General features: G+C 65.7%; 22 protein-coding genes and 2 pseudogenes. 14 read left to right on the top strand and 10 right to left on the bottom strand.

Annotation, left to right across the window (positions count from 1 at the left end):
* Positions 1-909: 909 nt before the first annotated feature.
* Complete coding sequence (locus tag ACZYZ7_RS11420; RefSeq protein WP_463740928.1) at positions 910-1,803, bottom strand: Lrp/AsnC family transcriptional regulator; 894 nt, start codon at positions 1,801-1,803, stop codon at positions 910-912.
* A 234-nt stretch (positions 1,804-2,037) separates the two neighbouring features.
* Between ACZYZ7_RS11420 and speB (ACZYZ7_RS11415) the strand changes: the two genes are divergently transcribed.
* From speB (ACZYZ7_RS11415) to ACZYZ7_RS11385, 7 genes are all read left to right on the top strand, one after another.
* Positions 2,038-2,994, top strand: a complete 957-nt coding sequence (speB, locus tag ACZYZ7_RS11415) for an agmatinase (RefSeq protein WP_205265818.1) — start codon at positions 2,038-2,040, stop codon at positions 2,992-2,994.
* Positions 2,945-4,591 carry a thiamine pyrophosphate-binding protein gene (locus ACZYZ7_RS11410; protein WP_463740927.1) on the top strand — a complete coding sequence of 549 codons (1,647 nt, stop codon included), beginning with the start codon at positions 2,945-2,947 and terminating at the stop codon, positions 4,589-4,591. Before speB (ACZYZ7_RS11415) ends, ACZYZ7_RS11410 begins: the two co-directional genes overlap by 50 nt.
* Positions 4,592-4,688: 97 nt before the next feature.
* Positions 4,689-5,417 carry a creatininase gene (locus tag ACZYZ7_RS11405; protein WP_205265816.1) on the top strand — a complete coding sequence of 243 codons (729 nt, stop codon included), beginning with the start codon at positions 4,689-4,691 and terminating at the stop codon, positions 5,415-5,417.
* Complete coding sequence (locus tag ACZYZ7_RS11400) at positions 5,410-6,108, top strand: SDR family NAD(P)-dependent oxidoreductase (RefSeq protein WP_463740926.1); 699 nt, start codon at positions 5,410-5,412, stop codon at positions 6,106-6,108. Before ACZYZ7_RS11405 ends, ACZYZ7_RS11400 begins: the two co-directional genes overlap by 8 nt.
* Positions 6,105-6,692: an SDR family oxidoreductase gene (locus tag ACZYZ7_RS11395; RefSeq protein WP_463740925.1), complete on the top strand. Its 588-nt coding sequence runs from the start codon at positions 6,105-6,107 to the stop codon at positions 6,690-6,692. Before ACZYZ7_RS11400 ends, ACZYZ7_RS11395 begins: the two co-directional genes overlap by 4 nt.
* Before the next feature lie 67 nt (positions 6,693-6,759).
* The gene (locus tag ACZYZ7_RS11390; RefSeq protein WP_463740924.1) at positions 6,760-8,211 is read left to right on the top strand and encodes an APC family permease; all 1,452 of its coding nucleotides are present in this window, start codon (positions 6,760-6,762) and stop codon (positions 8,209-8,211) included.
* Between the two features lie 55 nt (positions 8,212-8,266).
* Positions 8,267-9,112: an NAD-dependent epimerase/dehydratase family protein gene (locus ACZYZ7_RS11385; RefSeq protein WP_205265812.1), complete on the top strand. Its 846-nt coding sequence runs from the start codon at positions 8,267-8,269 to the stop codon at positions 9,110-9,112.
* Between the two features lie 359 nt (positions 9,113-9,471).
* Here ACZYZ7_RS11385 and ACZYZ7_RS11380 read toward each other — a convergent pair.
* A pseudogene (locus tag ACZYZ7_RS11380) lies at positions 9,472-9,890 on the bottom strand (bifunctional hydroxymethylpyrimidine kinase/phosphomethylpyrimidine kinase); the annotation flags it as partial.
* 103 nt (positions 9,891-9,993) lie between these two features.
* Here ACZYZ7_RS11380 and ACZYZ7_RS11375 point away from each other — a divergent pair.
* Positions 9,994-10,104: pseudogene (locus ACZYZ7_RS11375) on the top strand (short-chain dehydrogenase); the annotation flags it as partial.
* Here ACZYZ7_RS11375 and ACZYZ7_RS11370 read toward each other — a convergent pair.
* The 5 genes from ACZYZ7_RS11370 to ACZYZ7_RS11350 all read right to left on the bottom strand — a co-directional run bounded on the left by ACZYZ7_RS11370 (position 10,105) and on the right by ACZYZ7_RS11350 (position 14,879).
* A complete protein-coding gene (locus ACZYZ7_RS11370; RefSeq protein WP_463740923.1) occupies positions 10,105-10,947 on the bottom strand; it encodes a polysaccharide deacetylase family protein in 843 nt (280 codons plus the stop codon).
* The gene (gene speB, locus ACZYZ7_RS11365) at positions 10,940-11,854 is read right to left on the bottom strand and encodes an agmatinase (protein WP_450072078.1); all 915 of its coding nucleotides are present in this window, start codon (positions 11,852-11,854) and stop codon (positions 10,940-10,942) included. The genes ACZYZ7_RS11370 and speB (ACZYZ7_RS11365) overlap by 8 nt, the downstream gene beginning before the upstream one ends.
* Before the next feature lie 79 nt (positions 11,855-11,933).
* A complete protein-coding gene (locus ACZYZ7_RS11360; RefSeq protein WP_450071936.1) occupies positions 11,934-12,695 on the bottom strand; it encodes an SDR family NAD(P)-dependent oxidoreductase in 762 nt (253 codons plus the stop codon).
* The gene (locus ACZYZ7_RS11355) at positions 12,692-13,420 is read right to left on the bottom strand and encodes an SDR family NAD(P)-dependent oxidoreductase (protein ID WP_463740922.1); all 729 of its coding nucleotides are present in this window, start codon (positions 13,418-13,420) and stop codon (positions 12,692-12,694) included. The genes ACZYZ7_RS11360 and ACZYZ7_RS11355 overlap by 4 nt, the downstream gene beginning before the upstream one ends.
* Positions 13,383-14,879: an APC family permease gene (locus ACZYZ7_RS11350; RefSeq protein WP_450071938.1), complete on the bottom strand. Its 1,497-nt coding sequence runs from the start codon at positions 14,877-14,879 to the stop codon at positions 13,383-13,385. Before ACZYZ7_RS11350 ends, ACZYZ7_RS11355 begins: the two co-directional genes overlap by 38 nt.
* A gap of 164 nt (positions 14,880-15,043) precedes the next feature.
* On the opposite strand from ACZYZ7_RS11350, the gene ACZYZ7_RS11345 reads away from it, so the two are divergent.
* From ACZYZ7_RS11345 to ACZYZ7_RS11325, 5 genes are all read left to right on the top strand, one after another.
* Positions 15,044-16,420 carry a PucR family transcriptional regulator gene (locus ACZYZ7_RS11345; RefSeq protein WP_463740921.1) on the top strand — a complete coding sequence of 459 codons (1,377 nt, stop codon included), beginning with the start codon at positions 15,044-15,046 and terminating at the stop codon, positions 16,418-16,420.
* Positions 16,421-16,809: 389 nt separating this feature from the next.
* Positions 16,810-17,289, top strand: coding sequence for an NUDIX hydrolase (locus ACZYZ7_RS11340; protein WP_463740920.1), 480 nt, complete (start codon positions 16,810-16,812; stop codon positions 17,287-17,289).
* Between the two features lie 48 nt (positions 17,290-17,337).
* Positions 17,338-17,805: a GNAT family N-acetyltransferase gene (locus tag ACZYZ7_RS11335; RefSeq protein ID WP_463740919.1), complete on the top strand. Its 468-nt coding sequence runs from the start codon at positions 17,338-17,340 to the stop codon at positions 17,803-17,805.
* A gap of 103 nt (positions 17,806-17,908) precedes the next feature.
* Positions 17,909-18,748: a nucleotidyltransferase domain-containing protein gene (locus ACZYZ7_RS11330; RefSeq protein WP_463740918.1), complete on the top strand. Its 840-nt coding sequence runs from the start codon at positions 17,909-17,911 to the stop codon at positions 18,746-18,748.
* Positions 18,749-18,795: 47 nt separating this feature from the next.
* Complete coding sequence (locus ACZYZ7_RS11325) at positions 18,796-19,179, top strand: VOC family protein (protein WP_463740917.1); 384 nt, start codon at positions 18,796-18,798, stop codon at positions 19,177-19,179.
* 108 nt (positions 19,180-19,287) lie between these two features.
* On the opposite strand, the gene ACZYZ7_RS11320 is transcribed toward ACZYZ7_RS11325, so the two are convergent.
* From ACZYZ7_RS11320 to ACZYZ7_RS11310, 3 genes are read right to left on the bottom strand one after another with little or no spacing between them, the layout of a single operon-like run.
* Positions 19,288-19,596, bottom strand: a complete 309-nt coding sequence (locus ACZYZ7_RS11320) for a DUF3349 domain-containing protein (protein WP_463740916.1) — start codon at positions 19,594-19,596, stop codon at positions 19,288-19,290.
* Between the two features lie 7 nt (positions 19,597-19,603).
* Entirely contained in the window at positions 19,604-19,888 is a 285-nt protein-coding gene (locus ACZYZ7_RS11315; protein ID WP_135458361.1) for a hypothetical protein, read from the bottom strand.
* Between the two features lie 25 nt (positions 19,889-19,913).
* Positions 19,914-21,167, bottom strand: coding sequence for an inorganic phosphate transporter (locus ACZYZ7_RS11310; RefSeq protein WP_450071949.1), 1,254 nt, complete (start codon positions 21,165-21,167; stop codon positions 19,914-19,916).
* 265 nt (positions 21,168-21,432) lie between these two features.
* Here ACZYZ7_RS11310 and ACZYZ7_RS11305 point away from each other — a divergent pair, with 265 nt between their 5' ends.
* The gene (locus ACZYZ7_RS11305; protein ID WP_450071950.1) at positions 21,433-21,795 is read left to right on the top strand and encodes a DUF3349 domain-containing protein; all 363 of its coding nucleotides are present in this window, start codon (positions 21,433-21,435) and stop codon (positions 21,793-21,795) included.
* Positions 21,796-21,804 lie beyond the last annotated feature (9 nt).

Below are 21,804 nucleotides of genomic sequence, written 5' to 3'. Positions count from 1 at the left end.
CACCACGTTCCGGCGAGGGACCCGACCACCTAGAGCGCTGACCGAATGCACATCGCTATTGCCCACCGCCGGCCTGCGACCGCGGCCAATCACGAGCCACGTAGTTCGCGAATGCTTCCACAGCCGAGGGCAAGCTGCGGCCCGACAGGTAGGCAAGCGAAATCTCTCGCACGAGTAGCGGATCCGTACGCACCACCGCAGCGACGATCCCCGAGACAGTACCGAGTCTGGCAGGATCCCGCAGCCGTTCATTGCCTCGACAAATGTGAACAGGATAGGCATCGCCCGAGGCGAAGGATCTCTGCGCTTCCATCGTCGCACCCGGCTGCGGCAACGCCCGGTTTGGAAGGCACGACCCTTGTTCGAGGTTCCCCAGAAGTAGTGGATATCTGAGATAGCGGGCCGGCACTGGATCCTGTTGATGGGCAACCGCTTTCACCAGATGAACGGGCCGAGCTGGTACGGCTGTGAGCGAACGGGGTCGAGCAGTCCAATGAAATCGCATTCTTGAGAAAGCGGCTTACGGTTCGCCGCGGATCACCGCCGATCTGCACGATGCCGGAGAACAGGTGTCGATCAACACCGTCGCGCGCGTCGTCAGACAAGGCATGAATACCTTGTTGACGACGCCATCCAACCCGGATTCGATGGCGGGGCGATCAGTGCGGGGTGTCCGGCAGCGGGTAGGCATGACGGAGATCCCATACTCGGCCCGGATGCTGATCCTGGAGGCACCGTCGCGACTGGAGGAGATGTTCCTCGAGGACGGCACGTTTGCTCTAGTAGTTCGGCCAGCTGCAGCAGACCCAATCGAATCAACCTTGCGGTAAGTCTTCACTGCGTCGGAGGCGCCGTGTACGGCACAGTCAACGCGCCAGTCCGCCCAGCGTGCGCTCGGCGGAGGGATCGTCAACCGACTGAGTCCAGCACCGAAGCGTAGCTCTCCTTAACCACTTCGAGGTGCGTCCAGCTCTCTATGCCGCTGACCCCGGGCATGGCACGAGTCGCGTCGAGCTGTTCGACAAGCTGGGCCGCGGAGAACGCCCGCACCGTGACCAACAGGTCGAAACGGCCCAGCGTGCGAGCCACGAAGATAACTGATGGCATGGTGGTCAGTGCGGCGACGACGTCATGGTGGTCGCCGGTGAGCCGGATGCCCAACCCCATCGCGCTTTGCCGGTCCTGCCCCGAATGGCGGACAACAGCACCAATGCGGACCAACTGTGCGTCGACGAGCCGAACGACGCGCCGACGCGCCGCCGACGCGGAAAGCCCGACCAGCGCCGCGAGGTCGACGTAGGAGACGCGACCGTCCTCCTGCAGCGCCCGTAAAAGTGCAAGGTCGATGCCGTCAACGTCGTTCGTGACATCGCCGACGGGGCCGACCACGTCCCGTACCACCTCGACGTAGGTGAGCGTGTCGATGCCAACGACGCCCTCGAGGCCTCGCAATTCGCAGATGGCCCGGTCGATTTCGCGCGTCGAGGCGGCACGCACCTCGGCGACCAAGCCGTGCACCCCGCTCGTCAACGACAGGAAGGGCACGTCTTCGCGGTGGGCGATCTCGGCAGCGACACACGCCGCAGGTCTGTCGACCGTCAGCCCCACGTAAGCCAGCGTGCCCCGTCCGATCACCGCGGGGTGAACGACGCCGCGAACGACAACCTGGCCGCTTGCGATGAGTCGTTGCACGCGCACCGCAGCCGCGGATCGAGACAGCCCCACCCTACGGGCGATCTCGTGGTGTGTCAGGCGCCCGTCCACCTCCAGGAGTTCCACGATCGCCTCGTCAACTTGGTCCATCGCGCTACCCCTCGAAAACTCGTCAGAAATATTTCCACCCGAATGGCAAGTCAAATCAGGCGTCAGAACCAGCAATCTAAGCCTATGGCACTGGAATAGCCGTGCAATTCCGTCGGATCGTGATCCTGAGCATCCATTTGGCGATCGAAGTGATTGGACGGCCACGCCGCACCGCCCTACAGTGACCGGCACCACAGAACGACTCCGACAACCACCGCCCCAGGAGGCTCCGGTATGACCGCCCCGATCGGCCCCGTCGACGCATCGAAGGTCCCGCGATTCGCCGGTCCGGCCACCTTCGCCCGATTGCCCCGTCTCGACCAGGTGACCAAAGCGGACGTGGTCGTTGCCGGGGTGCCCTTCGATGCCGGCGTCTCCTTCCGGCCCGGCGCCCGGTTCGGCCCGACCCACGTGCGCGAGTCCTCGCGCCTACTGCGCCCGTACAACCCCGCCATGGACGTGTCCCCGTTCGAGCTCATCCAGGTCGCCGATGCCGGCGATATCGCCGTGAACCCCTTCAACATCCACGAGGCGATCGAGACCATCGAGGGTGCCGCCCGCGACCTCACCTCCGACGGCACCAAGCTGGTGACCATCGGCGGTGACCACACCATCGCACTGCCGTTGCTGCGCGCCGCCGCGGCTAAACACGGCCCCGTCGCGCTGGTGCACTTCGACGCCCACCTGGACACTTGGGACACCTACTTCGGCGCCGAGTACACCCACGGCACGCCGTTCCGCCGCGCCGTGGAAGAGGGCATCCTCGACACCGAGGCGCTGTCACACGTCGGCACCCGCGGACCGCTGTACGGCAAGAAGGATCTCGAGGACGACCGTCGTTTCGGGTTCGGCATCGTCACCTCGTCCGACGTGTACTACCAAGGCGTGCGCGAGGTTGTCGACAAACTCCGACAGCGCCTCGGTAACCGACCCGTCTACGTATCGATCGACATCGACGTGCTCGACCCGGCCCACGCTCCCGGCACCGGCACCCCCGAGGCCGGCGGCATAACCAGCCGCGAACTGCTGGAGATCCTGCGCGGGTTCCGCGGGCTGAACCTGGTCGGCGCCGACGTCGTCGAGGTCGCCCCGGCCTACGACCACGCCGAGATCACCGGTGTCGCCGCGTCCCACGTCGCCTATGACCTGGTGTCCCTGCTGGCGCTGGGCGCCGAAGGCATCCGTGCGTAACGGCGGCGACCTCGTCGTCGAAACCCTAACCGCGCTCGGTGTCTCGCACGTCTTCGGCATCCCCGGCCAGCACGCCCTTGGCCTCTTCGACGCGATCCGGCGCAGCGACCTGACGTTCGTCAGCTCCCGGGTAGAGAACAACTCGGCGTTCGGCGCCGACGGATATGCCAGGGCCACCGGCGAAGTCGGCGTGCTGTTCTTGTCCACGGGACCAGGTGCGCTCACCGCACTCGGCGCCCTGCAGGAGGCGCACGCCACCTGTGTCCCTCTGCTGGTGATCACCAGTCAGGTGCCACGCGCGGGGCTGGGGTTGCGCCGCGGCATGCTGCATCAACTCGACGATCAGCAGCGCAGCGCCGTCAATGTCACCAAGAGCACCGCCGTGGTTCGGCAGGCTGCCGAGATCCCGAGTCTGATCGCCTACGCGTGGGCAACGGCACAGTCCGCGCCGGCTGGGCCGACCTGGGTGGAGATCCCGCAGGACGTGCTCCTCGAGACGACCGACGTACCGCCGGTGACGTCGATCGCCGCCGCTCCCAGTGACCGGGCGCCGCGCGCCGAGGTGATCGAGGCCGCGACCCGACTACTCGACGGTGCGCACCGGCCCGTCATCCTGGCCGGCGGCGGGGTCCGCAGATCGGCGGACGGGCCCGAGGCTCTGGTGCAGCTCGCGGAAAGACTTGACGCACCGGTGGTCTCGACCGTCGGAGGTAAGGGCGCCATCGCGTTCGACCACCCGCTGTCAGCTGCGTCGTGGATCGAGGACCGCCACACCACCGACCTGCTGGAAAACGCCGACGTGCTGCTGGCTGTCGGCACGGCGATGGGTGAGGTCACCAGCAACTACTTCACGTTCGCCCCGAAGGGCAGGCTGATCCAGGTCGACGCCGAAGCCCGCGTCCTGCAGGCCAACCATCCGGCGCTCGCCGTCCACGCCGACGCAGCGCTGGCACTGCGCGCCATCGCCGAACGCGTGTCACCACGCGACCCATCCCGCGGCGGGCAGGTCGCCGCCGGATTGCGCGAGGCGGTCGAAGGCAGGCTCGCCGCCCAGGACGTCACCACCGAGTTGACGTTGATGCGGGACCTGCGCGCCGCGGTCCCGTCGACCGCACACACATTCTGGGACATGACCATTGCCGGCTACTGGGCGTGGTCGGCCTGGGATCCCGCCGATGGCAAGTTCCACTCGGCGCAGGGCTCGGGCGGACTCGGCTTCGCCTTCCCCGCAGCTGTGGCAGCGGCGATCGGATCGAGACGGCGGACGTTCGCGGTGTCCGGCGACGGTGGCGCCATGTACTCCATCGCCGAACTGGCCACCGCACGGCAACACAACGCGGACGTCACGTGGCTGATCGTGGACGACGGCGGATACGGGATCCTCCGCGAATACATGACCGAAGCATTCGGTCAGGCCACCGCCACCGAACTCTCCCGACCGGACTTTGTCTCGCTGGCAGCCAGTTTCGGCATCCCCGCCTATCCCGCATCGCTTGCCGATGTCGGCCGTGTCGTCGCGGAGACCTTCGCCACAAGCGGCCCGTCGGTGGTGGTGCTGCCCGCCCTGCTCAGAATGTTCGCTCCCACCCACCTCTAGGGGTTCTCAGCAACCCCATCCCCCGACCTCAAACCCTAAGGCGATACCAGTGACTCAACCATTCACAACATCTGCTGGCCTCCTCAGTGGACCAGACATGGCACAAAGAGCCGGGCGCGACGTCGGCCTCATCCCGGTCGGTGCAGTAGAGCAGCACGGCCCCCATATGGGTCTGGACACCGACACGTTCCTTGCCATCAAATTCTCGGAGGCCCTGGCCGAGCGCGTCGGAGGCGTGGTCCTGCCCGGATTCAACTATGGCTACCGCTCGCAACCGGGCAGCGGTGGCGGTGAACTGTTTCCCGGGACGGTGAGCCTGCGGGGAGCCACTCTCAGCGCAATCGTCTCCGACATCGTCTACGGGTGGGCACGCCACGGATTGTCGCGCATCGCACTGATCAACGGGCACTACGAGAACACTCTGTTCATCGTCGAGGGAGTCAACCTCGCCCTGGAACGCGGCGCTCAGGCCAAGGTGGTCGTGCTCAACTGGTGGGAGCAGATCAGCGCACACCAACTCGATGAGATCTTCGACGGCACGTTCCCCGGATGGGAGGCGGAGCACGCCGGGGTGGTCGAGACGTCACTCGTGTGGCATCTCGATGCCGAACGAGTACGGCCGCAGTTGATCTCGTCGCACACCGCCACCGTGTCGGCACCGCCGTACACCGTTCTTCCGGAATCGCCGGGGATGGTGGACCCGTCGGGGGTCCTTCGGACAGCGTCCGGAAGCTCTCCCGCGCTTGGCCGGGCGATGTTCGAAGTCGCCGTAGACGAGATGTCTGCCGCCCTGCGCAAGGAATTCGGAGACAGAGACGATGTCTGATCGCCGGGTCGCTCTCGTCACCGGGAGCGCAGGAGGGATCGGAGCCGCGACGACGAGGGAACTTCGCCGACAGGGCTGGCTCGTTGCCGGTCTGGATCGATCGCCATCGCTCGATGTGGATCTCGACGTGCGCGTCGACGTCATGGACCTCGACGGTATGCGCGGCGCGTTCGTCAAGGTGTGTGACGAGCTGGGGCCAGTCGTCGGCCTGGTCAGCGCCGCCGGGTACGTCGAAGAGATCCCGCTGGCCGAGATCAGCACCGTCGCATTAACTTCGATGCTGCGAACCCACCTGCGCGCATTCGGCTGGTGGTGTCGGCTCGCGGCGCCACTGATGCGTGAGCACGGCCGTGGCCAGATTGTGTCGATCTCCTCGGAGCTGGCCCTCGCCGGAGGCGATGACGCGTTGCACTACGTGGCCGCCAAGGGTGCACTCCTTGGTCTTACGCGCGCGCTGGCAGTGGAGTTCGCTCCCGATGGCATCGGCGTGAACAGCGTCGCGCCGGGGCCAACGGACACCGCCATGATCGCTCCGGGCACGGTGTGGCGCACCGAGGCCTATCTGTCGACCCTGCCGTCGCGTGGATTGGTTCGACCCGTTGAGATCGCTCGCACGGTCGCATTTCTGTTGGACGGTAACGCCGAGGTGTCCGGGCAAGTCATTTCGCCGAACGCAGGGAGTGTGCTGTGACCACGACTACCGATGCCGAAATAGCCCTTCTACCAGAGGCCCTGACCGCAGCCGTCAGTGACGCTCTCTCGAACCGGGGGCTGCAGTGTTTGCTGCCACAGCCAGTCTGCACCCCCGCGCGCATCGCTCCGCGGGTCCTCATCGTCGGCGTGATGCCACCGGCGCAGCAGGCCGAGAGGTTTCTCGATACCGACGAGGCTCGGTGGTGGGATGTCGTCGAGAGGACTCTCGCTTCGGCGTTCGAACAGCTCCAGCGCGTCAACCGCATGGCCGAGAACGGTGGTGGTCGGGTCGTGTTGATCGCCAATGATGCGGGAGTCTGTGGTGACGCCGGTCGATCCATCGAGTCTGCGCTCGGAGGTGCGGCGATCGCCATGACGAAATCGCTTGCGAGGGAATTCAGCCCGAGCGGCGTGTCGGTCAACGCGGCAGCCGTTCAGACTGACCTTCTCTACGGTCTCCACGCCGAGGGATACGGGATCAAGGTCGCCCAGCTCGTCGCCTTCCTCGCCGATCTCGAACTCGAACATCTGACCGGTCAGATCGTTGCGTGCAACAACTCGACCATCCGTGCGCGGATCTGAACGCCCAACGCCAATAGCCCCGCACCGGCTTCATCAACAATCGACCGAGCCACCAAGGAGTACAACCGTGGACAACGCCACAGCACCACCGGAAGGGCTGCGCGCGGGCGCCGTCACGCTTCCAGGAGCGATCATGCAATCGATCGCGACGATGTCGCCGGCGGTCAGCGTCATCTTCTCCGTACCGTTCCTCGCGGTCACCGCGGGCTATCTCAGCCCGTTGGCGGTATTTCTCGCGGCGGTGGTCTCCTACCTGCTGGGGTATTCACTGGCGCAACTAACACGCCACCTCCGCTCTGCCGGGTCCTACGGATCCTTCACGCGCCAACTCATCGGACCCCGGGCAGCCTTCATGGTCAGTTGGGTATACCTGCTGTTCTACCCGGTTGCCACAGCGATGCTGACCACCCTTCTCGGATCTACGATGCACCAGATCCTGTTGACCAACTACGGGATCGATATCCCCTGGTGGCTACCGATGCTGGTGCTCATCGCAGTCGTGGCTGTACTGGCACATCGCGGCGTGGAGATGGCAGTGAGTGTCGTGGTCATCCTCGGCCTTGCCGAGATCCTCATCATGCTGACGCTCTGTGTGTGGTGCCTTTTCGTCCCAGGTGACGGCGGCACCAGCATCTCGTGGATCTGGGGCCACAACAGCCCGGGGATGAGCGGCTTCTTCCTGGGATTCATCTTCAGCATCTACAACCTCACCGGTTGGGACAACGCCGCCACCCTCGGCGAAGAAACATCAAACCCGTTGAAGAACGTGCCAAAGGCCGTCCTCGGATCGATCCTCATCATGGGTGTGTTCGTGGTCATCACCACATGGGGTGAGATCACCGGATGGGGCACGAATCAGCTTGCATCCATGGCTGATTCACAGATACCGCCGATCTTCGTATTGGCCGAGCGGCACTGGGGCGGCGCCTGGGTTCTGGCTCCCGTCGCCATGGTCACCGCCATCGTCGGCGCCTGCCTGGCCTGCATGAACGCTTCGATACGCATCTTCTATGAGATGGGACGCACCGGCACGCTGCCCGCGATCCTTGGGCGCCTCAACCGCAACTACACCCCCGGCAACGCCGTGGTGCTGCAGACGATCCTCAATGTCGTTGTAGGGTTCCTGCTCGTCGCCACGGTGGGGCTGGCCAACGTGTTCTCCTTCACGGGCTTGATGTTCGTCTTCGCACTGAACTTCGTGTACGTACTGGCCAACATCGCGGTGTGGCGGCTGTACCGCACCAAGGCACGGTCGGAGTTCAACCTCGTCAAACACGGCGTCGTCCCTTTTGTCGGCGCCGTGGCACTCATCGCGGTCTCCTACATGTCGCTCAATCCGATGCCCGAGGCGCCGTTGAACTGGGCGCTGCCGGTCGTAGTCCTCTGGTTCATCCTTGGCTGTGCGGTACTGGTCATCCGCTCGATACGCGGAGACACCGAATGGCTCACGCGCAGTGAGGAATCCGAGAAGATCCAAGCCGCGGAACCAGTGCCGCCACACGCTACGGAACCGGCATGACACTGCAGGTGAGGGGATGGACAGGCAACGTCGGGATGAATGAAAGGCTCGAGCAGTGCGAGTAGTGGTGACAGGCGGCGCCGGCAGACTGGGCCGCCACGTGTGTTCGGCCGTGATGCGCCACCACGAGGTGGTCGTGGCCGACAGGCCGGCGATGGTCCCCGACGGCCGGATCGCCGTCGATGTACTCGATGTGGAGTCGTTGCGAAAGGCATTCGCAGGAGCCGACGCCGTCATCCATTTGGCTGGCGTGGACTACGACTTCCATGAGCGTGGCGAGGACACCATCCGGGTCAATGCGCTGGGAACGTGGAATGTCCTCGAAGTCAGTGCAGAAGTCGGTGTTCGCCGTGTGGTGATCTGTTCCAGCGTCGCGGCGATGGGCTTGCACGAGATGCGTGATGACTGGAAACCCCGACAACTGCCCATCACCGAGGAGCATCCCGTCTCCCCCGTCGAGCCATACAGCGTCAGCAAGGCCGTCGCGGAGACCATGGCACGCTCGTTCGTTGATGGCAATTTGCTTGAGGTGGTCTGCCTTCGCCCGTGCACCGTTGTGACTGCCGACAATCTGGATGCGCTGCTCGATCCCGATGGCGAGATCTTCCTCGGCGAGTACATCTCGGCCAAGGACTGCGGTGAGGCGTTTCTTGCGGCGGTGGACGCGACCTCACCGGGGTTCGGCCCCTACCTTGTCGCTGCCGATGACACCCTGTCGCCGAGGAATACGCTGGAGTTCCTGTCGGAGTCTCTCGGCGAGTTGCCCACCACTGTCGATCACGAGCGTTACCGCGCAAACCCACGCGCGAGCGCCTTTGACACGGCCGCAATACGGCAAGCCTTGGACTGGTCGCCCCGCGCTACACGAACCGAATTGCGCGCCACTCTGATCGGCGACTAACGCCCATGTGCGGGCTAGCGTCGCTCGCGAACCGAACCGGAGCAACAGGTCTAGGCCTTGATTCACCGATTCGGTTGGGGTCCGGGGTGGGTCGCGAAAGCGAAATGCCCTGTCGTGGTGGAAGAATGGGATTTCTTGCGGATCACGTTCGGCCAGAACGAAGGGCATCTCGTAGATGCAGCGGTCTCGCACCCGGCCCGTAGCGTCGGCGATCTTCGATGAGTCCAATCTGGTGTCGTGTGCCGGGTTGGTTCCGATGGCGGCCCTGGCCCAGCAGTGCGCATCGATCACGTCTTTGTCAGGCCGAGCTCGCCCGTCATATCGGCAGGGCGTTCCGCTCAGGCACGCGCTCACGATAGTCACCGATCGGTCAGAACCGTCAGCACCTTCCGACACCACAACTGGCCTCCGATTCCTAATCGCCGCGCGCCCTGCCGCACGGTGTCGAAGGGTGTATTTCCACTTACCCGATCGATGATCCCTGCGGTGGTAACTCTTTGGCGAGGTGTGCATGTCCGGTCTTTGACGCGTGCCACGATCTCGGCGTCACTGCCGTCGAAGAAGACATCGACGGCTTTTTCATCGGAAAGCTCAACTCCGCCTTTCACAACGACGTAATCGGGACCGGTGTCGGCGATGCGCCGGGCCGCTTCGATGAGATCATCGACTGGCGTGATGGCATCCATCCCGGCGAGAGTGCGAGTTTCGAACAAATCAGGGGTAGCAACGGTGGCGGGGGCAGGATTTGCCGACACAGGGCCGTATCGGTGCCGAGGGCGAGCACTCGGAGATCGGCCAATAGGCACTCATCGCCCCATGGATACATGCCGGCCGCGCTGACGAGATGCCCTTGGTCGTCGAACGCGCCTAACACTACCCAGCGCCCGGTGCAGATCGCCCCGCGCATGGCCGTGACCGCCAAGGCACTCAACACCGTGGCACCCGGGCTGGTCGACGCCGTGATGAAACGGCAACGGGTCCAGCCGGTCTGATCACGGCTTGGTGATGCTCCGCGGCTGGAGCCCGAGTGAGCGCACGTGCTCGGCGATGGCGCCGAGGTTGGTGGTCCACACATCGGTGTGCTCAAGCACGTAACGCATGAGGTCGTCGAGTTCGGCTGCCCGCGAAGCCCGTCCGGTCAGGAAGGGGTGATTGGTGAGTACCCAGCAGGCCCCCACGCGGCGCAGCGCGTCGAACTCCAGCTGCCAGAGTTCCCTTGCCTTGCGCGGGCTTTCGATCAGACCGGATCCGGAGATGTCGGGCAGATAGCAGTACTGCTCCCAGTCGTCGAGCGCCCACTGGATCGGGATCTCGACCAGCGAGCCGTCACCGACGGCCAGCTCATAGGGGCAGTCGGCGTCCATGAGGCTGGAGTCGTACAGGAATCCACGTTCGGCCAGCAGCGCCGGGGTATGCCAGGACAGGTCCCACATCGGCGCGCGGTAGCCGACCGGCCGCACGCCGGCCACCTCGGCCAGCGCCTCCAGCCCGCGGTCCAGCGCGTCGATCTCCTCTTGCAGCGTCAGTGCAGTCGGTTGCTCGTGCAGGTAACCGTGGTGGGCGATCTCGTGCCCGGCTGCGACGATCGCGCGCACCGCCTCGGGGTACCGGTGCGCGGTGTGACCGGGGACGAAGAACGTCGACGGAATCTGGTGGCGCTCCAGCAGTTCCAGGATCCGGGGAATTCCCACCAGCGGCCCGTAGGCCTGGTGGGACATCACGCTCATCCGCGCGGCGGCACCCTCGTTGCCCCACAGTACGGCCGACTCGGCATCCACATCGAACGTGAACGCCGCCGCCGCGGTTTTGCCTTCCGGCCAAGAGAATTCAGCCATGGTCAGCCATCAGCGTAACCAGCTCGTAGGCCAGATTGGCCCCCGCCACGGCGGTGACGTCACCGCTGTCGTAGGCCGGAGCGACCTCCACCACGTCGGCACCGACGATCTGCAACCCGCGCATGGCACGCAACACCGCCACCAACTCACGACTCGTCATTCCACCGATCTCGGGCGTTCCCGTGCCCGGCGCGAATGCCGGGTCCAGCACGTCGATGTCGATCGAAACGTACACCGGGTGGTCCCCCACCCGGTCGCGGATCCGCTCGATGACCCCGTCGACACCGATGCGGTCGATATCGCGGCAGTGGACCACCGTGAAGCCCAATGACTCGTCGTCGAGCAGGTCGGCGCGGTCGTAGAGCGAGCCGCGGATCCCGACGTGCGCCGAGTGGCCCTTGACGATCAGGCCCTGTTCGGAAGCCCGGCGGAACGGGGTGCCGTGCGTGCAGGGCGCACCGAAGTAGGTGTCCCAGGTGTCGAGGTGGGCGTCGAAGTGCACCAGCGCCACCGGGCCGTGGACCGCATGCATCGCCTGCAGTGCCGGCAGCGCGATGGTGTGGTCCCCGCCGAGGAGCACCACCCGCTGTCGCGGTGTGGTCAGCAGGTCGGCGATGCCCTCGCGCACCTGCTCCACCGCCGCCTCGATATCGAACGGATTGGCCGCGATGTCGCCGGCATCGACCACCTGTGCCTGCGCGAACGGGCTCACGTCCAGCGCCGGGTGGTAGGGCTTGAGCAGACGCGAGGCCTGCCGGATCGCGGCCGGGCCGAACCGGGCCCCCGGCCGGTAGGTGACGCCGGTGTCGAACGGCACCCCGACCACCGCGATGTCGTAGTCGGAGACCTCGTGGCGTTGCGGCAGCCGGGCAAAGGTGGCGATGCCCGCATACCGCGGCACCGCCATCGCATCGACCTGCCCGACATTTCCGGTCTCCGACCGCACATACGGTTGGCTTGCCACCTGATTCCCTTCTCTCACTGCGTCACGCCCTCGTCCGGGTCGCCCCGCCATTGCAGGCGATCACCTGCCCGACGACCGCCGACATCTCGAAGTCGGCCAGGAACTCCACCGCGGCCGCGATCTCGTCGACAGAACCGATGCGGCCCAACGGAATCGACTCGGCGTAACGCTTGTGCATATCTGTCAGTGGGATTCCGGCGGAGTCTGCGTCGACCTGCAGCTGCGGGGTGTCGGTCACGCCGGGCGCCACCGCGTTGACGATGATCCCCTCCGGCGCCAACTCCCGCCCCAGCGTCTTGACCAACGAGATCAGCCCGGCCTTGGACGCCGCGTAGGCCGTGGCCTCGGGCCAGCCGGTGACACCCCACTCGCTGGAGATCACGACGATGCGCCCCGCGCCGAGCCGGCGCATGTGCGGCAACACCGCCTGCACCAGATGAAAGGTGCCACCCAGATTGGTGTCGACGACCCGCCACCAGTCCGCCTCGTCGTGCTGAAGCAGAGGCGCCATGGTCATGTAGGCATGATTGGCGACCAGCACGTCGAGCCTGCCCGCCGCGGCCACCACCGCATCTGCGATCTCGGCACAGGTGGCCGGGTCACTGACGTCACCGGGCACAGCCAAGCCGCCGATCTCGGCAGCCAGCGCATCCAGCGCGGCACCGCCACGAATGTCGTTGACCGCGACCGTCGCTCCGGCCGCGGCCAGCCGGCGCGCGTGGGCGGCACCCATGCCCTGCGCCGCACCGGTGACCAACACGGCCCGGCCCTGCAATGAGCTCATATCACCGCTCCCGCATTCACGTCGACGACGTCGCCGACGCTGAAGGTGGCGTCGCACACCAGGTACTGCACACAGCGCGCCACCTCGGCCGGGGTGACCAACCGCCGCAACGGCAGCGTGGCCAGGTAATCCGCTGCCCGCCAAGGAGAATCATCGGCGAGAAGCGGGGTGTCAGTCGGCCCGGGAGCCACCGCATTCACCCGCACACCGCGATCGGCGACCTCGGCGGCCAAGCTGCGCACCAGACCGAGGATGGCACCCTTGGCCGCGGCGTAGTGAGCGTCGCAGTCGCCGCCGCCGACCGCGAGTTCACTGGCCACCGCGACCACCGCACCCGAGCCCCGTTCGAGCATGTCGGGCAGGCAGGCCCGGGCAGCGTGGAACAGCCCGCCCACATGCACCCGCAGCATGCGCTGCCAGGCCTGGGCGCTGATCTCGCTCACCGGAGCCATCTCGTAGTACCCGGCCGAGGTCACCAGCGCGGCGATCGGGCCGAGTTCGGCGCGGATCTCGGCGACCGCGCCGGCGACGGCGGTGCCGTCGGAAACATCGGCTGCCACAGCGTGATCCGCCTCGGTTGCGCCCGACAGATCGAGCGTTCCGATGACGTAGCCACGCTCGCGCAGCGCGGAGACCACGGCAGCGCCGATCCCGCTGGCGCCACCCGTGACGACGGCCACAGGAGCCTCAGTCACCGGCCACCGCCTTGACGTCGGCGCGCTCATCGAGGATCTCGACCCCATCGATCACCGCGGCGCTCACGATCCGCTTGCGCACACTGAGCAGGATCCCGAGACCGATCACACCCAGCACCGCGAGCCCGATCCACACCGACCAGTCCAGGTAGCGCTGCTCGAAAACCGGCCTCGGCCAAGCAATGTTGAGGGTCTGCAGGATCGCCCACACCGCGGCCACGGCGGCAACCGGAACCGTGGCCCGGCCCAGGCTGAATGCACCGTCGGTCCAGCCGCGGCGGGCCAGCACCACCACGAACCCGATCAGCGGGAACAGGAAGGCCAGATAGAAGCCGCCGGCGGTGAAATTGACCATGAGCGAATAGATGTCGCCGGCCACGATGCTGAGCAGGAACAGTGCCCCGCCGACGACCGTGGTGACCAGGATCGCCACCACCGGGATCCGGGCCCTGCCGCGCAACCGGGCCAGCGCGGCCGAGGCCGGCAATGCACCGTCACGGGCGTAGGCCCAGATCACGCGTGAGGCCGAAGTCTGCAGGGCCAGGAAGCTGGCCAGGAAGCCGATCACGAAGAGCACCTCGACCGGTTTGGCGATGCCGTGTCCCAGTGCCGCCGTGAGAGTTTCGTACACCGGGTCGGCCACCGAACCCGATACCACCGCATCGAGATCCGGGATCGCCAGGATGATCGCCAAGCTCGAGTAGGCCACCACCAACGCGATGAACCCCAGCGAGAAGATCACCGCCTTGGGCAGATCCCGCCGCGGCTCATGCACCTCCTCGGCGATCGCGCCCGCGCTTTCGAACCCGACGAACGAGAACCCGATGAAGGCCACCGCGATCAGGAACGGCCCGCTCAGGTAGCTCCAGGTATCCAGCCCGGGACCGCCTCCGTCGAACAGCACCGACAACGAGTTGTTGCGATGGAACACCAGCAGCCAGGTGCCCAGCCCGATGGAACCGATCACTTCGGCCACGATGCTGGCGGTCATGAACACCTTGAGCGCGCCGCGGCCGATCAGATTGATCGCTGTCCCGCCGAGCAGGATCATCAGCGCGATGACGGCCCGCAGGCCCCCGGACGGAGATTCCACCCCGGCGATGTTGGCCACGAACCCAGCCGCGCCGAGCGCCACCGTCGCCATCGCGATCACCAGCGTCCACATGTACACCCAGCCGGCGAACCAGCCGTAGGTCGTGCCCAGCAGCCGCCGCGACCACTGATAGATGGAACCCTCCAACGGCCAGCGGGACACCAGCATCGCGAAGACCAGGGCCACCAGCAGCTGGCCGCCGAACACCAGCGCGAAGCCCCACCAGAAGCTCGGGCCGGCCGCTGCCAGTGCCAAACCGAAGATTCCGTAGAGCGCGACGATCGGCGAGATGAACGCGAAAGCGAAGGCAAACGCTGACCACAGCGAGAACTCGCGCCGTAGAACATGGGGTCCGTCGGGGTCGTGCGCGGGCGCCGAGATCGGCGATGCAGTCATCTGTGCTCCCTCTGACGTGGTTGCAGGAACTATCACGCCGCGGTGGTGCAACCGCCAAGCAATCGCGGCGAACACGCTGCAAACCCACTGTTGCCCCATGGCGGCATTGGAGGATCCGACAATGCCCGCCGACACGGGTGTGACGTCGGCGTTACGCTCACCCCATGTCGGACCGCAGCGACGTCATCCCGACACTGCGCGATCTCCTCGAGTCACACCGAGGGCTGCTCACGCCCGACGAACCCACCGGCGACCTGGACCGCCGGATCAGCTGGGTGCACACCACCGAGTTGCGGGACCCGTCGCGGTATCTGCACGGTGGCGAGCTGGTCTGCACGGTGGGCATCAGCCTGCAGACCGCCGAGGACTGCGCGGCATTCGTCGAGTCGTTGACCCGGGCCGGGGCCGCCGGCCTGTGCTTCGGCATCGGCGATGTGCACGACACGGTCCCCGGCGCGCTGATCACCTCGGCCGCCCGAGACGGCCTGCCGATCCTCATCGCCCCTCCCAATGTGCCGTTCTCGTCGGTGAGCCGCTATGTTGCCGACTTCCAGGTCGGCGGTGAGATATCCGTCGCACGGGCCACCAATTCGCTGATGCCCGAACTACTTTCGTCACAACGACGGCGCGAATCGGTGAGGCAGCTGTTGGACCGAGCAGGTGAGGTGCTGAGCGGCTACCTCCTGCTGGATCCTGATGGGGCACCCGAGGACACCGGCACCACCACCGTGGTCGACGGGTTGGGCGCCCTGACCTGGGTGGGCAGCGGCGACCCGCCCGAAACCGCTGTCCTGCAGCTGATCGCGCGATTCGCCCAGGCCGCCCAAGGTGATCGCGACATCGAAACCGCGCTGACCCGCGAACGGGTCGGACAGCTGCTGTCGTTGATCGAGCGACGCATGCTGCTGCCCGACGCCCTCAATCAGCTGTTGGACTGGGCGGGGCTGAGCTCACCCGAACTGACCTGCTCGGCCTGGCCGGCCGGGGCCGGCGCCGTGCTGTCGATGGCGTTTCCCGATGCCCTGGTCGGCGACGCACCCGAGGTCTGTCTGGTTCTTGAGGCCGGCGCCCGCGCTCAGGCCGCCACCGAACTCTCGATGCCCTCGGGGCACGCCGCAGCCGTACCGCTCGCCGAGCTGGGGGCGGCAATAACTCAAGCCCGCATCGCCCTCGACCTGGCCCAGCAGCACGGCGGAAGCATCGGACCCGATCAACTGAGCACCTTCGACAGCCTGCTCGAGGGCTTGCCGCTGAGCCGGCTGGCCCCGTTCAAGAACCAACTCATCGACCCACTCGAGCGCCTGGACAACGACCGGGGCACCCAGCACGTGCGGACTCTTCGGACCTTCCTGGCCACCAACGGGTCACTCATCGACACCGCCCGCGAACTGTTCCTGCACACCAACACCGTGCGTCACCGGCTGAGTCGCATCCACGAGATCACGGGACGTAACCCGATGAGTTTCGAGGATCAGGCCGCGTTCGCCATCGGCTTGCGCGCCAGCGACCGCGCCCGCCGGATGCCCGGACGGCCGGACTGACCCGTCGCGGGATCGGTCCTACTCTCCTACGCCCGACCGGACAAGACCCTCGCAGCACACGGCATGCCTCGGCACGTAGGCCGTGTAGCTTTCACCGAAGGCACAGGCATGCGCCGAACCGTCAAAATTCAGACTCCCAAGGACATTTCAATGTCGCAGGTGAAACGCGTGTGGAAATCTGTCGGTGTTTCGCGGTGACGCGATCCACCCCGGCAGGCAAGCGAATATCGTTTGCCAAGTTCGTGGAATTTGGTAAATACTCAGCGCAGCACGAGGTCTGGCTGTCATCGCAAACGGCACGCCTCGGCGCCCACGAGGCCTCCGGCTGGCTGTGCGCTGACGTGGGCGAGCACGCGGTAGTTACTTCGTGAGTCGCTCCCGTGGGCCCGATGACCACAGCTGATGAGGAAGTTGCCGGCGTGATGGAGGGATGCCGAATGACCCGTGAACCGCGGGTGGGCTCCGGGGCCGCGATCATGCAAGACGGTGCCGTGCTGCTGGTTCATCGTCGGTGTGACCCCGAAGCCGACCACTGGGGGCTCCCGGGTGGAAAGGTCGAATGGATGGAACCGGTGCAGGTAGCGGTCGCACGCGAGATTCGCGAAGAACTCGGCATCGAGCTCGAAACCCTTGAGCTGCTGTGCGTTGTCGATCAAATCGACCCGGGAACCCCTGAGCATTGGGTTGCCCCCGTATACCTGGTGCGGCAATTCAGTGGAGAACCCAGGCTCGTCGAACTCGAAAAACACGCCGAGTGGGGTTGGTTCCCGCTGCGCCAACTCCCCGAGCCCGTGACCAGGGCGACACGTGTTGCGCTGCCGCATCTTGCGGCATTGTTCGATCGCGAGACGCATGTCGACACGGTGTGACCGCGCCCGACGTGGTCGTTGTCGGCGCCCGCGTCATCGGTGCGTGTGATGGACCCGGAATCGGCTCAGCGCAACGAGAATCGGTTTCACGTACGCCCGATGGTGCGCTCGGATTGGCATTGGATATGTGGTTGGTTTCGCGACACGGAGCTTGATCGCCGGTTGGGGCCGATTGATGAAGAGTGGCTGGAGCATGTTCTCTCCGACCACGACGGGGTGCAACTCGTCCTGGAGGACCAAAAAGGGCGGCCCGCGGCGCTGGTGGGATGTGTGTGGGATCAGTCGGGCGACGAACATGCGATCACCGATCTCGCGGTTGACCCTCAACTTCGGCGTTCGGGGATCGGGCGTGAGGCAGTCGCGGCAACGGTGGCCTGGGCTGGGCATCCGGCGGCGAAACGTTGGATCGCGTTCGTCGAGGTGGACAATCCCACAGCGTTCAGATTCTTCCCCGCGATCGGCTGGTGCCACGAGGGCATCGAGGACGGCATGCATCGGTTCTGCCGTGAGATGTGAGGACGCCTTCGCGACACGGGAGCGTCGCCGTCGAGATAGGACGTTGGACGCGGCGCCTCCTGGCCGAACTCTTTGGTCGAACAGTTTCTGATAGGAGTTGTCCATGCCCGAGTCCGCCCAGCACGCTTCGTGCGATCCGGCAATCGAGGCTGTCCTCGGGCGCGCGGTCGGACGCATTCGACACGACTACCCAGACACCCGGGCGATCCTCCTCAAGGGCAGCCTGGTCCGCGGCGACGCCGGCCCGTACAGCGATATCGACCTGGACGTTCTGGTGACTGGAGCCGACGAAAGCAGTTATGCCGCATGGTTCGACAGCGAAGGTGGTCGCTTGCACCATGTTTCGCTCGCGGTTCATTCTCGGGACGTCTGGTGGGATGAGGCCGAGGATCCGGCGGAATGGTCGTTCGGTTTCGCTGCTCTTGAGGTGTTTCGATTGCTCTGGGTGGACGATCCGGAGGAGGCGGCACGGTATTGCGGGCCCGGACTCCTCCGTCCTGCCGGGGAACCCGAACTGGAGGACTTCTTTTCCGACCTTGGCAAGCTCCGCAATGCGCGCAGAGCCGGCGACGAGTTGGGCGTCCGGCTTGCCGCCCGAGCGGCCGCACTTCTTTGCCCCTCGGTACTGGCGGCAGTCAATCCCGGCCATCCTGCCGATCCGATAACCAGTGCCCGGGCAGCCCTCGACGCCGCCTTGTCATTTCCTGTTGCACCACAGGGTTATCGGGAGGATTTCCTGCGCTGTCTCGGCCTCTCGGGCGAGGCCTCGGACACCGACGACATCGCGGCTGCCGCCGAACGTCTGGTGCTCGGCACCGTCTCGCTACTGGAAGACCACCAAGCGTGGTTGACCGACGCCGACAAACCTCGCTTCGAGCTCGGCCTGGACGACGCGCTGGCAACTCGGAGCCTGAGCGCCTACCTGCACCAATCCCAGAACTGACCGTGTCGCGGATTTGTCGGGACACCGCGCGGTGGTAGACAAGGGAGATGGAAATCCTGGCCAGCCGGATGCTGATCCGGCCGGTCGACTACCCGAAGTCCGTCGAGTTCTACCGCGACGGGATCGGTCTGGCCATCGCCCGCGAATATGGTGCGGGCACAGTCTTTTACGCCGGGCAGTCACTGATCGAGCTGGCCGGCCACCACAGCCCCACCGAATCCGGGGTGTTCCCCGGAGCGCTGTGGCTGCAGGTGCGCGATGTCTACGCCACCCAGGCGGAACTGGAAAGCCGCGGCGTGGCGATCGCCCGGGCCGCGGCCCAGGAGCCGTGGGGTCTGCACGAGATGCACGTGACCGATCCCGACGGCATCACGCTGATTTTCGTGCAGGTGCCCGATACCCATCCGCTGCGCCGCGACACCCGCCGCTGAGTCCGCCCGCCGCTTTTCTACCCCAGGGTTGTCGATCAGCTCGGGCAGCAGCCGTGATGTAGAAAGCGACGCCCCGAAACCGGAACGGTGCAGGCGGCTAGAGCGGCCTCAGCGCACCGGGGTCGACAGCGGCCAACCCACCGAGGCCAGCCGAGCGGCGACCTGGTTGATCTCTTCCGGATTGGGGTCCTTGTCGATGACATTGTGCACCGCCAGACGGATCTCGTCGTCGGTGACCGGGCTGTCGCCATTGCTGGACCGCAGGATGTCGTGGGTGGCCTTGACCACCTCATCCTCGGTCAGCGACCGGGTCAGCAGCGCCAGCAAGGCGAACTGATCCTTGTGCGGCACTCCCTCCGGATAGCCGGCCCGCAGCCAGCTCAGCACGTTGTCCAGGAAGCTCGTCGTTTCGGTCATGCTCAGCTCACTTACCCGGAATGAAGGGGACGGGGTTGAATCCGAAGTGGTGAATGATCGTGGTCTTGGTGATCCAGAGGATCGCGATCACGATCACCGCAGCGACGATGGTGAAAAGCGCCAGACCGAGGACCTTCAGCGCGGGGTTGGGCGCCACGACGGTGCCGTCCTCGTGTGTACCGCCGGCACCGTTCGAGTAGGCCACCAGGCCCGTGGCGAACACCGCGGGCAGACCGGCTCCGAGGATCAACCCCACAACCAGCACCTTGAAGATGGAGTCCACATAAATCATCAGCTGATTCCTTAGCTAGATCCGGTCAGACTGCGGCTTTGTCGGCGGTGGCGGCGGGCTTGGCGGCGTCGCGTACCTCAGCCGGCACCACCGAGTTGGTGGAGTCGTCCCAATCGGCATTGACGTTCTTGTGGTCGACCTTCTGCTGCTGGGCGCGCCACCACATGTACCCGGACAGGGCGACCAGGACCAGGAAGATCAGGCCGTCACCGGCGAGCGCTGATCCGGTGAGCGACTCGACACCGTGCGACAGCCAGAAGGCCAGCGCGCCGACGAGACCGGCGGCGGGCAACGTGATCAACCAAGCCATCGCCATGCGCCCGGCCACGGCCCAGCGCACCTCGGCGCCGGGCTTGCCGACGCCGCTACCGAGGATCGAGCCGGTGGCGACGTGAGTTGTGGAGAGCGCCATGCCCGCCGCGCTGGAGCTCAAAATGATTGCAGCCGACGATGCTTCAGCGGCAAGCCCCTGCGGGGATTCGATCTCGACCAGGCCCTTGCCCAGCGTGCGAATGACGCGCCAGCCGCCGATGTATGTGCCGAGGCCGATGGCCAGCGCGCAAGAGGCGATGATCCAGATCGGTAGGCCGTTCTCCTTCACGTCCCCGGTGAGGTGGCCGGTGGTGATGAGGGCGAGCGCGATGACGCCCATGGTCTTCTGGGCGTCATTCGTTCCGTGCGACAGTGCGACCAGCGAGGCGGTGGCGATCTGGCCCCAGCGGAAGCCCTGCTCACGACGCTTCTTCAGCACGTTGCGAGTGATGCGGTAGACGAGCCAGGTTCCGGCGGCGGCGACGAGGCAGGCGATGAAGGGAGCCGCGATCGCGGGGATGAGCACCTTCTGGAGCACGCCGGACCAGTTGACCCCGGACAGGCCGATGGCTGCCAGCCCGGCGCCGATCAGCCCGCCGAAGAGCGCATGCGACGAGCTGGACGGAATACCGAAGAGCCAGGTCAGCAGGTTCCACAGGATGCCGCCGATCAGACCGGCGAAGATGATCGTGAGACCCGTCGAGGCATCGATGCCGGATACCAGCGACCCGGTCTTGCTGTCCTGGATCTTGAGCACCGATGTGGTGACCGTGACGGCCACCTCGACCGAGAGGAACGCGCCGACAAGGTTGAGGACACCCGCCAGGATCACAGCGGTCTTCGGCTTCAACGCCCCCGTGGCGATCGAAGTGGCCATGGCATTGCCGGTGTCGTGAAAGCCGTTTGTGAAGTCAAAAGCCAGTGCAGTTGCTATCAACAGCACCAGGACGATCAGCTCAGCGCTCATGGCGGTAATTCTGTCGGACCATTGGCGTTTTTGACCAGCCGGAAACACCTCGCTGAGCTGGGAATTCGAATACGCTACGAATGAGTTCACCGAGTGTTCATCTCCGCACCCCGGGCTGTTCGCCGGGGCGGTTTGCCGATCCCCGAGCGGCCGATAAGTTCACTGCGAGCCAGAGTCGGCTGGCACCACTAACATCAATGCGGTCTTCCGGCTCAAACTCGTTTGTCCGGAGGAACCTCGCTCGGGTGCATCAGGAGTAGGCACAGTGAACGCATTTCTCGCGAAGATCGCGGCCTGGCTGAACGCCGGGTACCCCGAGGGGGTGCCTGGGCCAGACCGGGTGCCGTTGTTGGCCCTGCTGACCCGGCGCCTCACCAACGACGAAGTCAAAGCCGTCGCACGGGATCTCATCGATCGCGGTGACTTCGATCACATCGACATCGGCGTACTCATCACCCAGATCACCGACGAGCTGCCCCGCGCGGAAGACGTCGAGCGGGTCCGGGAACGACTGGCGGCCAAGGGGTGGCCGTTGGACGATCCGCGCGATGCCGAGGACTCGATCGACTCCGATGACGCCGGCCGCCAGAACGGTGACGACCCGAAAGAGCCAGGGGGCCCGGCATAGCTGTCCTAC

The sequence above is a fragment of the Mycobacterium sp. IDUB_17 genome (assembly GCF_055419465.1).
Note: the sequence above shows the minus strand (reverse complement) of the source record. Positions and strands in the feature narration are given on the sequence as shown.

Coding starts and splice junctions, on each gene's coding strand:
- ACZYZ7_RS11370 (WP_463740923.1), bottom strand. CDS start 10,947: ATGGCTGAATTCTCTTGGCCGGAAGGCAAAACCGCGGCGGCGGCGTTC.
- ACZYZ7_RS11405 (WP_205265816.1), top strand. CDS start 4,689: ATGGCACAAAGAGCCGGGCGCGACGTCGGCCTCATCCCGGTCGGTGCA.
- ACZYZ7_RS11315 (WP_135458361.1), bottom strand. CDS start 19,888: ATGATTTATGTGGACTCCATCTTCAAGGTGCTGGTTGTGGGGTTGATC.
- ACZYZ7_RS11355 (WP_463740922.1), bottom strand. CDS start 13,420: ATGAGCGCGCCGACGTCAAGGCGGTGGCCGGTGACTGAGGCTCCTGTG.
- speB (WP_450072078.1), bottom strand. CDS start 11,854: ATGGCGGTGCCGCGGTATGCGGGCATCGCCACCTTTGCCCGGCTGCCG.
- ACZYZ7_RS11420 (WP_463740928.1), bottom strand. CDS start 1,803: ATGGACCAAGTTGACGAGGCGATCGTGGAACTCCTGGAGGTGGACGGG.
- ACZYZ7_RS11340 (WP_463740920.1), top strand. CDS start 16,810: ATGACCACAGCTGATGAGGAAGTTGCCGGCGTGATGGAGGGATGCCGA.
- ACZYZ7_RS11360 (WP_450071936.1), bottom strand. CDS start 12,695: ATGAGCTCATTGCAGGGCCGGGCCGTGTTGGTCACCGGTGCGGCGCAG.
- ACZYZ7_RS11410 (WP_463740927.1), top strand. CDS start 2,945: ATGACCTGGTGTCCCTGCTGGCGCTGGGCGCCGAAGGCATCCGTGCGT.
- ACZYZ7_RS11310 (WP_450071949.1), bottom strand. CDS start 21,167: ATGAGCGCTGAGCTGATCGTCCTGGTGCTGTTGATAGCAACTGCACTG.
- ACZYZ7_RS11330 (WP_463740918.1), top strand. CDS start 17,909: ATGCCCGAGTCCGCCCAGCACGCTTCGTGCGATCCGGCAATCGAGGCT.
- ACZYZ7_RS11350 (WP_450071938.1), bottom strand. CDS start 14,879: ATGACTGCATCGCCGATCTCGGCGCCCGCGCACGACCCCGACGGACCC.
- ACZYZ7_RS11325 (WP_463740917.1), top strand. CDS start 18,796: ATGGAAATCCTGGCCAGCCGGATGCTGATCCGGCCGGTCGACTACCCG.
- speB (WP_205265818.1), top strand. CDS start 2,038: ATGACCGCCCCGATCGGCCCCGTCGACGCATCGAAGGTCCCGCGATTC.
- ACZYZ7_RS11320 (WP_463740916.1), bottom strand. CDS start 19,596: ATGACCGAAACGACGAGCTTCCTGGACAACGTGCTGAGCTGGCTGCGG.
- ACZYZ7_RS11345 (WP_463740921.1), top strand. CDS start 15,044: ATGTCGGACCGCAGCGACGTCATCCCGACACTGCGCGATCTCCTCGAG.
- ACZYZ7_RS11400 (WP_463740926.1), top strand. CDS start 5,410: ATGTCTGATCGCCGGGTCGCTCTCGTCACCGGGAGCGCAGGAGGGATC.
- ACZYZ7_RS11335 (WP_463740919.1), top strand. CDS start 17,338: ATGGACCCGGAATCGGCTCAGCGCAACGAGAATCGGTTTCACGTACGC.